General features: G+C 67.7%; 15 protein-coding genes. 7 read left to right on the top strand and 8 right to left on the bottom strand.

Going from position 1 to position 14061, the window contains the following annotated elements; translation table 11 throughout:
- Nucleotides 1–15: 15 nt before the first annotated feature.
- Nucleotides 16–402 (bottom strand): DUF4345 domain-containing protein, encoded by a 387-nt coding sequence (locus TQ98_RS03280; protein ID WP_044872237.1) that lies wholly within the window; start codon nucleotides 400–402, stop codon nucleotides 16–18.
- A 138-nt stretch (nucleotides 403–540) separates the two neighbouring features.
- On the opposite strand from TQ98_RS03280, the gene TQ98_RS03275 reads away from it, so the two are divergent.
- From TQ98_RS03275 to TQ98_RS03265, 3 genes are all read left to right on the top strand, one after another.
- Nucleotides 541–975 (top strand): DUF411 domain-containing protein, encoded by a 435-nt coding sequence (locus tag TQ98_RS03275; RefSeq protein WP_044872238.1) that lies wholly within the window; start codon nucleotides 541–543, stop codon nucleotides 973–975.
- A gap of 55 nt (nucleotides 976–1030) precedes the next feature.
- Nucleotides 1031–1885: a PhzF family phenazine biosynthesis protein gene (locus TQ98_RS03270; protein ID WP_044872239.1), complete on the top strand. Its 855-nt coding sequence runs from the start codon at nucleotides 1031–1033 to the stop codon at nucleotides 1883–1885.
- A gap of 69 nt (nucleotides 1886–1954) precedes the next feature.
- The gene (locus TQ98_RS03265; protein WP_044872240.1) at nucleotides 1955–2827 is read left to right on the top strand and encodes a neutral zinc metallopeptidase; all 873 of its coding nucleotides are present in this window, start codon (nucleotides 1955–1957) and stop codon (nucleotides 2825–2827) included.
- A 189-nt stretch (nucleotides 2828–3016) separates the two neighbouring features.
- Here TQ98_RS03265 and TQ98_RS03260 read toward each other — a convergent pair whose 3' ends face one another.
- The 4 genes from TQ98_RS03260 to TQ98_RS03245 are packed head-to-tail and all read right to left on the bottom strand — an operon-like array spanning nucleotide 3017 to nucleotide 6698.
- On the bottom strand, nucleotides 3017–3610 hold the full coding sequence (locus TQ98_RS03260; protein ID WP_044872241.1) for an HAD family hydrolase: 594 nt from the start codon (nucleotides 3608–3610) through the stop codon (nucleotides 3017–3019).
- A 25-nt stretch (nucleotides 3611–3635) separates the two neighbouring features.
- Nucleotides 3636–4505 carry an acyl-CoA thioesterase II gene (gene tesB / locus TQ98_RS03255; protein ID WP_044872242.1) on the bottom strand — a complete coding sequence of 290 codons (870 nt, stop codon included), beginning with the start codon at nucleotides 4503–4505 and terminating at the stop codon, nucleotides 3636–3638.
- Nucleotides 4506–4536: 31 nt separating this feature from the next.
- Nucleotides 4537–6141: a SagB/ThcOx family dehydrogenase gene (locus TQ98_RS03250; protein ID WP_103102862.1), complete on the bottom strand. Its 1605-nt coding sequence runs from the start codon at nucleotides 6139–6141 to the stop codon at nucleotides 4537–4539.
- Nucleotides 6138–6698, bottom strand: a complete 561-nt coding sequence (locus TQ98_RS03245; protein ID WP_044872245.1) for a GNAT family N-acetyltransferase — start codon at nucleotides 6696–6698, stop codon at nucleotides 6138–6140. Before TQ98_RS03245 ends, TQ98_RS03250 begins: the two co-directional genes overlap by 4 nt.
- 73 nt (nucleotides 6699–6771) lie before the next feature.
- On the opposite strand from TQ98_RS03245, the gene TQ98_RS03240 reads away from it, so the two are divergent.
- The 4 genes from TQ98_RS03240 to TQ98_RS03225 all read left to right on the top strand — a co-directional run bounded on the left by TQ98_RS03240 (nucleotide 6772) and on the right by TQ98_RS03225 (nucleotide 10688).
- Entirely contained in the window at nucleotides 6772–7710 is a 939-nt protein-coding gene (locus TQ98_RS03240) for a histone deacetylase (protein ID WP_044872246.1), read from the top strand.
- Between the two features lie 148 nt (nucleotides 7711–7858).
- Nucleotides 7859–9112 (top strand): TIGR03862 family flavoprotein, encoded by a 1254-nt coding sequence (locus TQ98_RS03235; RefSeq protein ID WP_044872247.1) that lies wholly within the window; start codon nucleotides 7859–7861, stop codon nucleotides 9110–9112.
- Between the two features lie 109 nt (nucleotides 9113–9221).
- Entirely contained in the window at nucleotides 9222–10229 is a 1008-nt protein-coding gene (locus TQ98_RS03230; RefSeq protein ID WP_082073188.1) for a response regulator, read from the top strand.
- 3 nt (nucleotides 10230–10232) lie between these two features.
- The gene (locus tag TQ98_RS03225) at nucleotides 10233–10688 is read left to right on the top strand and encodes a PAS domain-containing protein (RefSeq protein ID WP_044872248.1); all 456 of its coding nucleotides are present in this window, start codon (nucleotides 10233–10235) and stop codon (nucleotides 10686–10688) included.
- 111 nt (nucleotides 10689–10799) lie between these two features.
- Here the strand turns inward: TQ98_RS03225 and TQ98_RS03220 are convergent, their stop codons facing one another.
- From TQ98_RS03220 to TQ98_RS03210, 3 genes are read right to left on the bottom strand one after another with little or no spacing between them, the layout of a single operon-like run.
- Nucleotides 10800–12269: an aldehyde dehydrogenase family protein gene (locus TQ98_RS03220; RefSeq protein ID WP_044872249.1), complete on the bottom strand. Its 1470-nt coding sequence runs from the start codon at nucleotides 12267–12269 to the stop codon at nucleotides 10800–10802.
- Nucleotides 12270–12288: 19 nt separating this feature from the next.
- Nucleotides 12289–13101, bottom strand: a complete 813-nt coding sequence (locus tag TQ98_RS03215; RefSeq protein WP_044872250.1) for an ABC transporter permease — start codon at nucleotides 13099–13101, stop codon at nucleotides 12289–12291.
- Entirely contained in the window at nucleotides 13101–14012 is a 912-nt protein-coding gene (locus TQ98_RS03210; protein ID WP_044872251.1) for an ABC transporter permease, read from the bottom strand. The genes TQ98_RS03215 and TQ98_RS03210 overlap by 1 nt, the downstream gene beginning before the upstream one ends.
- Nucleotides 14013–14061 lie beyond the last annotated feature (49 nt).

Here is a 14061-nt window from a genome sequence, read left to right as displayed (position 1 = left end):
GCCGGACGCCGCGCCCTACGCGCCATCCAGCTTGCGCAGCGCCGCAAAGGCCAGCCCCGCCGAGACCACCTCGAACAGCAGCGCATAGAGGTTGAAGGTCTGCCCCAGGCCGCCATCCAGCCAGAGTCCGCTGACCCGCCCCAGGGCCAGCGCCATGTAGAGCAGCACCAGCAGATCCAGCGCCGCCCGTGCCAGTTGCAGGCGCAGCTGGGACAACAGGAGGAAGGCGGCCAGCCCCAGTGGCAGGCAGCCGTACCAGGCTCGCGCGTGGGTAACCGCCGAGGCGTCCATCAGCAGCGTGCCGCTGAGGCCGGCCATCTGCTCGGGACGGATGAAGTAGGCCAACCCGAGGACGGTCAGGATCAGGGCCTGCAGGCCGAGCAAGATGCGGGTGAAGAGCATCGCCTGGTCTCGTGGGAAGTGCAGAAATGAGCATAGGCTCCCCACAACACTCTGAAACAGAGCTTCGATTGGGCCTCGGTCGGCACGGCGCTATGCTGCCTCCCCATTTCCCGAACGGCATGACGCAAGGAGCCTCACATGCGATCCCTCCTCCTGTTGACCACCCTGCTCGCTGGCCTCGCCCAAGCCGCCGAGCCCATCACCATGGATGTCTACCGCGACCCCAACTGCAGCTGCTGCAAGGACTGGATCAGCTACCTGCGGGACAACGGCATCCAGGTCCGTGACCACGAGGAAACCGACATGGCCGCCGTGAAGATGCGCGTCGGCGTGCCCTATCAGCTCGGCTCCTGCCACACCGGCGTCGTGGACGGCAAATTCGTCGAAGGCCATGTACCGGTCAGCGACGTGCTGAAGCTGCGTGAACGCCCCGACCTGCTGGGCGCCGCCGTGCCCGGCATGCCCGTCGGCTCGCCCGGCATGGAGATGGGTGATCGCGTCGATGCCTACCAGGTGATCGGCGTCGCCCAGGGTGGCAAGCTGAGCGTCCTGAACGAGTATCCTGCTCGCTGATTCCGAGTCCGACCCCAACGGCCGCTCCTAGCGGCCGTTTTTTCTGGAGCCTGAAATGGATTACTGGCAAGTCGATGTATTCGCTGAACGAGTCCTGGCTGGCAACGGCCTGGCGGTCTTCCCCGATTGCCGCGGCCTTGGCACGGCAGCCATGCAGGAACTGACCCGCGAACTGCGGCAGTTCGAATCGATCTTCCTCGCACCGCTGGAGACCCCGGACGCCTTCGCCGCACGGGTGTTCACGGTCGAGGAAGAACTGCCCTTCGCCGGCCACCCCATCCTGGGCGCCGCCGCCCTGCTGCACCACCTCCACGGTGGCGAGTCCGAGGCCAGCTGGCGTCTGCAACTGCCGGAAAAACAGGTGTGCATCGCCACCCGCCGCCAGGGCAAGGGGTTCTACGCAGAAATGGACCAGGGCCCGGCCGAGTTCGGCCAGGTACTGGACGACGCCAGTGCCGACGCCTTCGCCGCCGCGTTCGGCAGCGAGCGCGACCGTCGCTATCCCGCCCAGGTGGTCAGCACTGGCCTGCCCTACGTGCTGCTGCCGGTGACCGCCGCCGGCCTTGCCACCGCCAAGCAGCGTGAGTTGCTGGACGACGCGCTGGCCAAGCTGGGCGCCGCCTTCGTCTTCCTGATGGATGTGGACGCCCGTGAAGGCCGCACCTGGGACCCGCTCGGCGTGGTGGAAGACATCGCCACCGGCAGCGCCGCCGGTCCGGTAGCCGCCTGGCGCGTCGCCCAGGGCCTGGACCTGCCGGGCAAGCCCTTCGCCCTGGCCCAGGGCCGCTTCCTTGGCCGCCCGAGCCGCCTGGATGTCTGCGTGACCGAGGCGGGCAATGTGCTGGTGGGTGGCGAGGTTCAACTGCTGGCCCAGGCCCGCCTGCTGCCGGCGCCAGACGAACTGGTCTGACGACCGGTCTGGCGGTGCCCGCCGCCAGCGTCAACACTGAACACTTCGCCATATGAACGGAGAGTGGACATGCGCTGGCAACGCGCGCGTCGCAGTGACAACGTGGAAGACGCCGGAGGCATGGGTGGAAGCGGCATGCGCCTGGGCGGCGGCAAGGGACTGGGCCTGGGCGGCGTCGCGATAGTGGTCGTAGTGGCGCTGCTGATGGGCGAAGACCCATTGGAGATCCTCGGCCAGATCACCCAGCAAGGCGCCTCGATCAATCCCCAGCAACAATCAGCCATGCCATCAGGCACCCCGGAGGAACGCGAGTTCGTCCGCGCCATCCTCGGCGACACCGAAGACACCTGGCACGCCATCTTCCAGGCCGCCGGCCGTCAGTACCAGGACCCGACGCTGGTGCTGTTCAACGGCGGCGTGCAATCAGCCTGCGGCTTCGCCTCCTCGGCGGTGGGTCCCTTCTACTGTCCGGGCGACCGCAAGGTCTACCTGGATCTGGACTTCTTCGAGGAAATGGCCGAGCGCTTCCAGGCCGCCGGCGACTTCGCCCAGGCCTATGTGATCGCCCATGAAGTGGGCCACCACGTGCAGACCCTGCTGGGCGTCTCCGCCAAGGTGAACGCCGCCCGCCAACGCGGCGACCGGGTGGAAGGCGACAACGGCCTGCTGGTCCGCCAGGAACTCCAGGCCGACTGCCTGGCCGGCGTCTGGGCCTACCACGCACAGAAGCGCCTGAACTGGCTGGAACCCGGCGACCTGGAAGAAGCCCTCAACGCCGCCAACGCCATCGGCGACGACCGCCTGCAACGCCAGGCCCGCGGCCAGGTGGTCCCCGACTCCTTCACCCACGGCACCTCGGCGCAGCGGGTGCGCTGGTTCAAGGTGGGGTTTGAGCGAGGGGAAGTGGGGCGGTGCGATACGTTTTCGACGGCGAGGCTTTGAGGGGGTGGCTTCGAGCGGCCTGACGCTTCCCTCACCCCCGCCCCCTCTCCCGAGGGGAGAGGGGTGACTCTGGGATCAGGCTCTGGAGTTAGCCGGCCCGCGCAGCGTCAAGCTTGGCTTCAGATTGCTCCCCTCTCCCTCCGGGAGAGGGGGCTGCTTGTGCCATGGAGAAGGGCGCCACTCACCAACCTACCCCCTCACCATCCCCAACAACTCCCCACAATCCCGCGCAAACCAGTCCGCCAGCTCCGGCCAGGGGTTTTCCGGCAGGTTCACCAGCACGGTACTGGCCCCTGCCGCACGGCCGCAGTCGAGGTCGAAGCGGTAGTCGCCCACCATCACCAGGTGAGCGGGCTCGACCTGCCAGCGCTCGGCCAGGTGCAGCAGGCCGCCGGGATGGGGTTTTGGGGGGGCTTCGCCGCGACCGAGGATGTCCTCGGTGACAAAGCAGTCGCCGAGGCCTATGGCCTCCAGGGTGAGCAGTGCCAGTTCGTGGGCGTTGCGGGTGAGGATGCCAAGCTGGCAGCCGCGCTGGTGCAGTTCGCGCACCAGTTCGATGGCGCCGGCGGCGGGCTGGGCGCCGAGGGCCAGTTCCCGCTCGTGCTCCAGCAGCCAGGCATGCTTGGCGGCGGCCTCGTCCTCGGGCAGGGCGGCCAGGTGGTGGAGGATGTCGTCCTCCGGCGGGATGTCCAGCGCCACGCGGATGGCGGCGAAATCATGCACGGCGATGGTCAGGGTGCCGTCCATGTCGAACACCCAGTGGCGGAACTGCGCCAGGCTCATCGGTACGCTCCGGAGCGCAGGGCGATCACTTCCAATCCTCGCGCAGGCGTGTCAGCCCTTCCTGGGCCACCGAGGCCACCAGTTGGCCTTCGCGATTGAAGATGCTGCCCCGCGAGAAACCACGGGCATTGCCGGCCCAGGGGCTGTCCATGGAATAGAGCAGCCAGTCGTCGGCGCGCAGGTTGCGGTGGAACCAGAGGGCGTGGTCGAGGCTGGCCACCTGCATGAACTTCTGCCACACCGACACGCCGTGGGGCAGCATCGACGTGGTCAGCAGGCCGAAGTCCGAGGCGTAGGCGAGGATGTACTTGTGGATCGCCGCGATGTCCGGAAGGCTGCCGTCAGCGCGGAACCAGAGGTGCTTCACCGGCTCGCCCGGACGCGGGTCGTAGGGGTTGTCGGCGGTGACCGGACGAATCTCGATGGGCTTGGCGCAGAGGAACTTGTCGCGGACCCGCTCGGACAACAGTTGGGCATTCTGTCGGGCAATCTCCAGTTCGCTGGGCAGGTTTTCCGGCCCCGGCACATCGGGCATGGTGAGCTGGTGCTCGAAGCCTTCTTCGTCCTGCTGGAACGAGGCGCTGCAGGTGAAGATCTGCTGGCCCTTCTGGATGGCGGTGACGCGGCGCGTGCTGAAGGTGCCGCCGTCGCGGACCCGCTCCACCGAGTAGACCACCGGCAGGGTCGCATCCCCGGGGCGCAGGAAGTAGCCGTGCAGGGAGTGCACGTGGCGCTCCGGGTCCACCGTCTGGCTGGCGGCGGACAGGGACTGGCCCAGCACCTGGCCACCGAACAATTGGCGGAAGCCCAGGTCCTGGCTGACGCCACGGAACAGGTTCTCTTCGATGGATTCGAGGCTCAGCAGCGCGACCAGCTCGTCGAGCACCTGGGTCATGTGGATCTCCTCTGCAAGGCATCCACCCCGGTCATGGCCGGGGCGGTAGTCGTAGTTGCGGATAGGCCGGCAGCGTCGTCAGGCGCTCGTCCCACAGCGCGCGGCCAATGGTGAAATGGTAAAGGCTTTGCCACCGACTGTCGGCCATTTCCAGCAATTCATGTACCGAGTCGTCGAAGTAGCAACCGATCCCGGTGCCGGACAGCCCAGCCGCCTCCGCCTCCAGGTAGAGCACTTGGCCGATCTGGCCGCACTCCCAGTAAAGCCGCGGGTACTGCCACGCGCCCTGAGCCAGGGCGTCGTCGAAGCGGGCGAGCATCGCCAGGGCGAAACAGCCATCGGCGGCGATGTCCTGGCCGCAGGACAGAAAACCCGCCAGGCCACGAGCATCGCCTTCCAGCAGGCGGTACAGCGGCAGCTCGTCGCTGGCCCGCTGCCAGAGAAAATCCGCCCGCAGACCATTCGCCAGGTCGCCCTCGGGCGCCGCGCCACGGGCCAGCCAGTAGAGGCCGGGAGCCATGCCCTGGACACGGTGGACGAAGAGCAGCAGATCCACCTGTGGCCGGCCAAACCCGGCGAAGGGCACCGGCGAATGCGCCGGCATCAATCGACGCAGCCAGGCCAGCAGCAGGTCCGCGTGAATACCGCTGCGGCCGTCCATGGATTGCGCGCTGCGCCGCCGATGCAACAACGGGCGCAACGGCAGGCCCGGGTTATCCACAGTGGCGGCCGCTAACGGTGCACGCCAATCCGCCAACGGCCGGCGCGGGGCACGGCACAGGCCATGGATGCGCTCCAGTTCCGGCCAGTGGCGCTGCTCGCGGGACAGGCGATTGGGAACGCCCTGCATCTCCAGCGCCATCAGGCCATCCAGCAGCGCCTGGCCAAGCGGAAACTCCTGATCCTGGGGCGGCCCCACCCACAGCAGCACATCGGCGTATTCGCGCTCGACAAAGCCCGGCCGATCCAGCCCCAGCAGGCCGTCCAGCCGCTCCTCGGTGACACCGCCCAGCAGCCGCACCTGCCAACCCAGGGCGCTGGCGGCGATGGCCAGTGCCGCCAGGGCGTGGCCCAGGTCGTGCTGGCAATAGCGGTAGGCCCGCTCGCCGTATTTCCAGGCTTCCCGCCAGGGAATGCTGGCCAGACCGAGCAGGAAGCCGCCCGCCGGCAGGTTCGCCGTCAACTGAGCGGCCAGGGGCGCCGGCAGTTCGGCGCGGACTTCCAGGGCGTGCACGTCCGGGGTGTAGTGGGCCAGCAGGCCGGCCTCCTCCACCGCGCCGGGCGGCAGCAGCAGATACGCCTCGGTGGGGTGCAGGTTGCCCGAGGACGGATTGACCCGCAGCGCCCAGCGGTTGCCACCGGCCTCCTTCCAGGCGGAAATGGCCAGGCTGTCGTAGAGCAGCTGGGACAGGCTTTCGCGATTGAGCGGTGCAGGCGGGCCGATCGGGCCGGCGAAGGCGGCGTCGTAGGGCGGCGTTTCCTCCAGCGGGCGGTGCCAGAGCTCCAGCAGTCGCGCGCCGGCGTAGCGGCGAAAGGGCGCCGGCTGGGTGGCCCAGTGCAGCTGACCGGGGCCGGGAGCAAAGCGATCGGGGCGATGCTTGCTGAGCTCGTGGTAGGCGCGCACGGCGTCGCTCATCGCAGCGCCTCCCATTCGGCGCGGCCCAGCCGATAGAGCACATGCGGTTGCAGCAGATGGCCTTCGGGCAAGCGCGGGTGCAGGAAGTCGCCTTCCGGGTCGTACTGCATGCCGATACGCGCCATCACCGCCCGCGAGCGAAGGTTCGCCGGCACCGTGAAGGCCACGATTTCCGCCAGTTGCAGGGACTCGAAACCGAACGCCAGGGCCGCCAGCGCCGCCTCGCTGGCCAGGCCCTGCCCCCAGTAGCGATGCATCAGGCGCCAGCCGATTTCCACCGCCGGGGTGAAGTGCTGGTCGAAGTTCACATTCTGCAGGCCGACGACACCGACAAAGCCGCCATCCTCACGGTGCTCGACCACCCACTGGCCAAAGCCGTACTGCTGGGCATGCTGGCGGATGCGGCCCGCCAGGGCATCGCTTTCCGCCCGGTCGAGACAGGCCGGGAAATGGCGCATCACCTCGGGGGCGGCATTGAGTTCGGCGAAGGCCGGCAGGTCGTCGTCGCGCCAGGCACGCAGGTGCAGGCGCGGGGTATGCAGTTCGATCGGTGGCACGGGAACGTCTCTTGAGCACAGTGGCGCGAGGGCCCCATCATACTGCCGCGCGTCCCTCCCCGAGTGCCGATCGATGTTCCTGCCGCTGGTCTACCACGACGACTACAGCCCGCCTTTCCCGGCGGAGCACCGCTTCCCCATGGACAAGTTCCGCTTGCTGCGGGACCACCTCGTGGACAGCGGCCTGACCACGGACGAACGCCTGCACCGTCCGGAGGTCTGCCCGCCCGAGGTGCTGGCCCTCGCCCACTGCCCCCGTTATATCCAGCGATTTCTCGACGGCGAACTGGGCCGCGAGGAGCAGCGTCGCCTTGGCCTGCCCTGGAGCCCGCCCCTGGCGCGGCGCACCGTGCGCGCGGTGGGTGGCTCCCTGCTGGCCGCCGATCTGGCCCTGGAGCACGGGCTGGCGTGCCACCTCGCGGGCGGCACCCACCACGCGCACTACGACCACGCGGCGGGCTTCTGCATCTTCAATGACCTGGCGGTGATCAGCCGTTACCTGCTGGAATCCGGCCGGGTGCAGCGGGTGCTGATCTTCGACTGCGACGTGCACCAGGGCGACGGCACTGCGCGCCTGCTGGCAGATACCCCCGAAGCGATCACGGTGTCCCTGCACTGCGACAAGAACTTCCCGGCGCGCAAGGCCGAAAGCGACTGGGACATTCCCCTGCCCATGGGCATGGGCGATGCCGACTACCTGCGGGTGGTGGATGACGCCCTCAACTACCTGCTGCCCCTCTATCAGCCGGACCTGGTGCTCTACGACGCCGGCGTCGATGTGCACAAGGACGATGCCCTGGGCTACCTGCAACTCACCGATGCCGGCCTGGCCGAGCGCGACGAGCGGGTGATCCGCCACTGCCTGGGCCGGGATATTCCGGTGGTGGGCCTGATCGGCGGTGGCTACGACAAGGACCGCACGGCCCTGGCCCGCCGCCATGGGATTCTGCATCACAGTGCGGACAAGGTCTGGCGGGGGATGGGGTTGGGAAACCCGTCCTCCGAGCTGTAGGAGCGAATTCATTCGCGACAGCCATCCCAGGTCTTGTGCATTGACCCATGCCACCGAATCGATGGGTTTCGCTCCGCTCTACCCATCCTACAAAGAGCATGCAGTCCGGTAGAATTCGCCCCTCTTCAACTTCCGCATTGCCTCTCCCATGAACGATTCCGCCCCCTTCGTCGCCGTCATTGGCGGCGGCCCTGCCGGCCTGATGGCCGCCGAAGTCCTGGCCCAGGGTGGCGCGCGGGTGGAGCTGTTCGATGCCATGCCCTCGGTCGGGCGCAAGTTCCTGCTGGCGGGCGTCGGCGGGATGAACATCACCCACTCGGAGCCGAAGGAACCCTTCCTCGGTCGCTACGGTGCGCGCCGCGATGAACTGGCCGCGCTGCTGGACGGTTTTGGTGCCGAAGAACTGCGCGAGTGGATTCACGACCTCGGCATCGACACCTTCGTCGGCAGCTCCGGCCGGGTCTTTCCCACCGATATGAAGGCTGCGCCCCTGCTGCGCGCCTGGCTCAAGCGTCTGCGGGAACAGGGCGTGGTTATCCACACCCGCCATCGCTGGCTCGGCTGGGACGAATCCGGCGCCCTGCGCATCGCCACCCCGGATGGAGAACGTGCGATCGCGGCCGACGCCTGCTTGCTGGCCCTTGGCGGCGGCAGCTGGGCGCGGCTGGGTTCGGACGGCGCCTGGCTGCCGCTGCTGGAAGCCCGGAGGGTGGGCATCGCGCCGCTGCAACCCAGCAACTGCGGTTTCGACGTGGAAGGCTGGAGCCCGCTGCTCAAGGAGAAATTCGCCGGTGCGCCGATCAAGTCGGCAACCATCCGCCTGGGTCACGGAACGCCGCGTCAGGGCGAGTTCGTACTCACCGCGACCGGTGTCGAAGGCAGCCTGATCTACGCCCTCTCCGCCGCCATCCGCGAGCAGATCAACGCCACGGGCAGCGCCACGCTGACGCTGGACCTGCTGCCCAGCCAGCCTGTGGACAAGGTCATCAAGGCCCTGTCCCGGCCACGCGGGTCGCGCTCCATGGCCAAGCACCTGCACAGCCAGCTGGGGATCGACGGTGCCCGCGCCGGCCTGCTGCGGGAACTGTCGGCCAAGGACGACTTCCTCGACCCGCAGCGTCTGGCCGTCGCCATCAAGAACCTGCCGCTGACCGTGGTGCGGGCGCGTCCGCTGGACGAGGCCATCAGCTCCGCTGGCGGCGTGCCGTTCGAGGTTCTGAATGAAGGCTTGATGCTCAAGCGACTGCCGGGCGTGTTCTGCGCCGGCGAGATGCTCGACTGGGAAGCCCCCACCGGCGGCTACCTGCTCACCGCCTGCTTCGCCAGCGGCCGCGTCGCCGCACGGGGCGTGCTGCGCTGGCTATCGGAGTCACGCGCCCTGTACCCGCATCCAGACATCTGATCGGTCGCGAACCACAGCTGATCGGAAGCTGGTCGGGAGGTGCCCGCCGGCACCCGGCCAGCGTCTATGCTTCCCCTGAGCCAAGCTTTTTCCGTGCGGTGCCCTCAAGGTGATTCCCCTCCTCGTCTGCGACGACTCGATGATGGCGCGCAAGCAGCTGATCCGCGCGCTGCCGCTGGACTGGCCGGTGCACATCACCCAGGCCAGCCAGGGTGAAGAAGCACTGGAAGCGATACGCCGAGGGCACGGCCACGTCGTCCTGCTGGACCTGACCATGCCGGTGATGGATGGCTACCAGGTGCTTAGCCAGCTCCGCGCCGAAGGGCTCCATGCCAAGGTGGTGGTGGTTTCCGGCGATATCCAGGAAGAGGCCCAGCGCCGCGTCCACGAGCTGGGCGCCCTGGCCTTCATCCGCAAGCCCGCCGACCCGGACGAACTGCGGGAAACCCTGATCAGCCTCGGTCTCCTGCGCCCGGCGCCGGCCACCAGCCCGGTCACCGGTGTGCCCAGCCGCATCGACCCCGACTTGCGGGTGAATTTCCGTGACGCCCTGCGCGAGGTCAGCAACGTCGCCATGGGCCGCGCCGCCGCCCTGCTGGCCCGGGTGCTCGGGGTCTTCGTGGAACTGCCGGTGCCCAACGTCAATCTCTTCGAAGTCAGCGAACTGCACATGGCCCTGGTCGACGCCCAGCGGGGCGAGCGGCTTTCCGCGGTGTGCCAGGGCTTTATCGGCGAATCCATCGCCGGCGAGGCGCTGCTGCTGTTCCATGACGCCGAAAGCGCCGAAGTCGCCCGCCTGCTGGGTTGGGCGCCCCACAGCGATGCCGGCGAGGCGGAAATGCAGCTGGACCTGGCGAGCATCCTCATCGGCGCCTGCCTGGGCGGCATCGCCGAGCAGATCGACGTGCGCTTCTCCCAAGGCCATCCGCAGCTGCTGGGCCAGCACAGCTCCATCGAGCGGTTGCTCCAGCTCAACAACCGGCGTTGGCGCAAGACCCTGGCGGTGGAGATCAGCTACACCATCGAAGACCACAACCTGCACTTCGACCTGCTGCTGCTCTTCACCGAGACCTCCATCGCGCGCCTGACCCAGAAGATCCACTACCTGATGGACTGACCCATGCCGGCACAGATCGATTTCAAGGAACTCCACTGGCTGCTCGATATCGTCCAGTGCCTGGACGTCGGTGTGGTGGTGCTTGACCGCCAGTACCATGTCGAGGTGTGGAACAGCTTCATGGAGAACCATTCAGGGCTGAGCCCCGACCGGGTGCACGGCAAGAACATCTTCGAGCTGTTCCCGGAGATCGACCGCGTCTGGCTCCGGCGCAAGGTGGACACCGTGCTGCAACTGGGCACCCGCGCCTTCAGCCTGTGGGAGCAGCGCCCCTACCTGATCCGCTTCGAGAACTACCGGCCCATCACCGGCGAAGAGGACTTCATGTACCAGAACCTCACCGTCCTGCCCCTGGCGGCAGCCGGAGGACAGGTGGAGCGGGTGTGCCTGGTGATCACCGACATGACCGAGGTGGCGCGGTTGAAGAGGCGGTTGGTGGAGGTCGGCGCGCGCCACTGATGCGTTCTGTTGTTCCTCTGGGGGCGAATTCATTCGCGAATGGGGCGCGCAGCGAGCTTCCCTCACCCCAACCCTCTCCCAGAGGGAGAGGGGGCTGTCCGTACGGCCTGTCTATTTGAGGTACCACCCCCACTTCTCCTGGCTGCGGTACTCGGTGACCTGCTTCACCTCCAGGTAGTTGTCCAGCCCCCAGCGACCCAGTTCGCGGCCGATGCCGCTGTGCTTCATGCCGCCCCAGGGGGCCTGGGTGAAGGTGGGTTGCGAGCAGTTGACCCAGACGATGCCGGCGCGCAGGCCGTTGGCCACCCGCGCGGCGCGGTCGAGGTCGGTGCTCATTACGGCGGCGGCGAGGCCGTAGCGGCTGTCGTTGGCCTGGCGCAGGGCGTCGGCTTCGGTCTTGAAGCGTTTGACGCAGAGCACCGGGCCGAAGATTTCCTCGCGCCAGATGCGGCTGTTGTCTGCCGGCTCATCGAATACCGCAGGCTCGACGAAGTAGCCGTGTGACAGGTGCGCCGGGCGCTTGCCGCCGGTCAGCAGGCTGGCCTCCTGCCGGCCCTGTTCGATCATGCCCATGACCTTCTGGTACTGCCCGGCGCTCACCAGCGGGCCCAGCAGCACACCCCGTTCCAGACCGGGGCCGATACTGATGCGCCGGGTCTCCTCCACCAGGCGTTCGATCAGGCGGTCGGCGATGCCCTCCTGCACCAGCAGGCGCGATGTGGCGCTGCACACCTGCCCCTGGTTCCAGAAGATGCCGAACATGATCCACTCCACGGCGGCCTCGACATCGGCATCGTCGAAGACAATGAAGGCCGACTTGCCGCCCAGCTCCAGGCTGATGTTCTTGATGTCGGCCGCCGCCGCCGACATGATCTTCGCCCCCGTCGGCACGCTGCCGGTGAAGGCCAGCTTGTCCACACCCGGATGGTGGCTGAGCGGCCCACCCGCTTCACTGCCCAGGCCGGTAACCACGTTGAGCACACCGGAGGGCAGGCCGATGCGTTCGGCGGCGCCGGCCAGTTCCAGGGCCGTCAGCGGTGTCAGTTCCGAGGGCTTGAGCACGCAGGTGGCGCCCGCCGCCAGGGCCGGGGCCACTTTCCAGGCCGCCATCAGCAGCGGGTAGTTCCAGGGAATGATCTGCCCTGCCACCCCCACCGGTTCATAGCGGACGCGGCAGCTGAAGCGCGCGTCCGGCAGCTCCAGCGGCTGGTCCTGGCGGCCGTCCAGCTCCCGCGCCAGGTCGGCGTAATAGCGGAAGCAGCCGACGGCATCGGCGATGTCCCACTGCGCTTCCGGTAGCGGCTTGCCGTTGTCGCGCACCTCCAGCACCGCCAGGGCGTCCTGGCGCCCTTCCAGCTCACTGGCCAGGGCCTCCAGCCAGACGGCGCGCTCCGCCCCGCTGCTCTGCCCCCAGCCCCGGTTGAAAGCCTGGCGGGCGGCGTGCACGGCGTGGTCGATGTCTTCTTCCGTGGCCGCCGGCACGCGCTGGATCAGGTCGCCGTTGCTGGGGTCCAGCACTTCGAAATAACCGCCCAGGTCGGGGCGGACCCATTGCCCGTTGATATACAGCTGGTCACGCATGGCTTTGCTCCATGGGCGCTCAGGCGCCGCTGCGGCGGTTCTGCAGATGGCGGGAGGTGAACAGCAGCGCCAGGGAGACGCAGATGATCACCGTGGAAATGGCGTTGATCTCCGGCGTGATGCCCCGGCGGATCGACGAGAAGATGTAGATCGGCAAGGTGGTTTCCGAACCGGCGACGAAGAAGGCGATGATGAAATCGTCGAAGCTGAAGGTGAACGCCAGCAGGAAGCCGGCCAGGATCGCCGGGGCGATCTGCGGCAGGGTCACCCGGCGGAAGGTTTCCAGGGGCGGAGCGTAGAGGTCGGAGGAGGCTTCCAGCAGCGCCTTGTCCAGGGACTCGACGCGGGTGCGGACGATCACCATCACCAGCGCCATGGTGAACAGCGAATGCGCCGCGATCACGGTGAACAACCCCATGCGCAAGCGCGGCAGGCCGGCGCCCAACAGCAGGTCCAGCAGCGGATTGACCACCTCGAACAGACTGATGAAGGCGATCAGGGTGGCGATGCCGATGACGATGCCAGGAATGATGATGGCGCAGTAGGTCATGGCATCGAAGAACAGCCGCACCCGCTTGCCCGCCCGCTGCAGGCCGAACACCGCCAGGGTGCCGAACAGGGTGGCGATCACCGCCGAGCTGAAGGCGATCAGCGCACTGGTGCCCAGGGCCTCCATGATGAAGGGGTTGCCGAAGGCGCGGCCGAACCACTGCGTCGAGCAACATTCGAAGGACAACCCGCTGCGTCCGGCGTTGAACGAGAACAGCACGATCAGCGCGATGGGCGCGTAGAGGAACAGGTAAAGCGAGGTGGAATAGCTGCGCAGCCACATCAGAGCATCCCCTCCGTGCCGCGCTTGCCGTAGCGCGCCACCAGCTTCAGGTAGAGGGCGATGATGACCAGCATCATCGCCACCAGGGTCATGGCCACCGCGCTGCCGAACGGCCAGTTGCGCGATTGCAGGAACAGGTCCACCAGGGCGTTGCCGACGAAGAACACCTTGCCGCCGCCGAGGATGGCCGGGATCAGGAACTCGCCCATGAGCAGGATGAACACCAGCATGGCGCCGGTGATCACGCCGGGCGCCGAGAGCGGCAAGGTCACCCGGCGGAAGGTCTCGAAGGCGCTGGCGCCGAGGTCGGATGAAGCCTCCAGCAGCCGCTTGTCGAGCTTCTCCAGGCTGACGTAGATGGGGAACACCATCAGCGGCAGGTAGCCGTAGACGATGCCGATCAGCACCGCAGTCGGGGTGTTGATCAGGCGCACGTCGTCCAGCCCGACCATGGCCAGCAGCGCCGGGATGCCCTTGCCGCCGAGGATGAAGATCCAGGCGTAGGTGCGGATCAGGAAGCTGGTCCAGAACGGCACGATCACCAGGGTCAGCAGCAGGGAGCGGCTGCGCTGCACCTTCACCGCCAGGAAGTAGGCCAGCGGGTAGGCGGCCACCAGGCACACCAGGGTGCCCAGCGGCGCCAGGAGCAAGGTGTTGTAGAACGCCTTGGCCCGCGACCCGAGGTTCAGGTAGTTCTCCAGGGTCAGGGCCGCGCTGTAGCCCCCCACGGGGCTGCGCTCGCCCAGACTGAAGACCAGGATGATCACCAGCGGCAGCAGGAGCAGCAGCAGGAACCAGAGCGTGGACGGCAACAGCAGGAGCAGCGTGACGCGCCGGCCGAGGCTGCGGCTTTCCGCCGGCACGGCCTGGCCCGCATCGGCCAGCGCCGGGGCGCTGAGTGCGATGTTCATGGACGATTCCCTACGGTTCATGGAAACGGCACCGGTAGGAGCGAGCTCT

It is taken from the genome of Pseudomonas sp. LFM046 (assembly GCF_000949385.2).
In the GTDB taxonomy this organism is placed as follows: Bacteria; Pseudomonadota; Gammaproteobacteria; order Pseudomonadales; family Pseudomonadaceae; genus Metapseudomonas.
The sequence above is the reverse complement of the archived record's forward strand: the minus strand, read 5'-3'. Positions and strand labels throughout refer to the sequence as shown.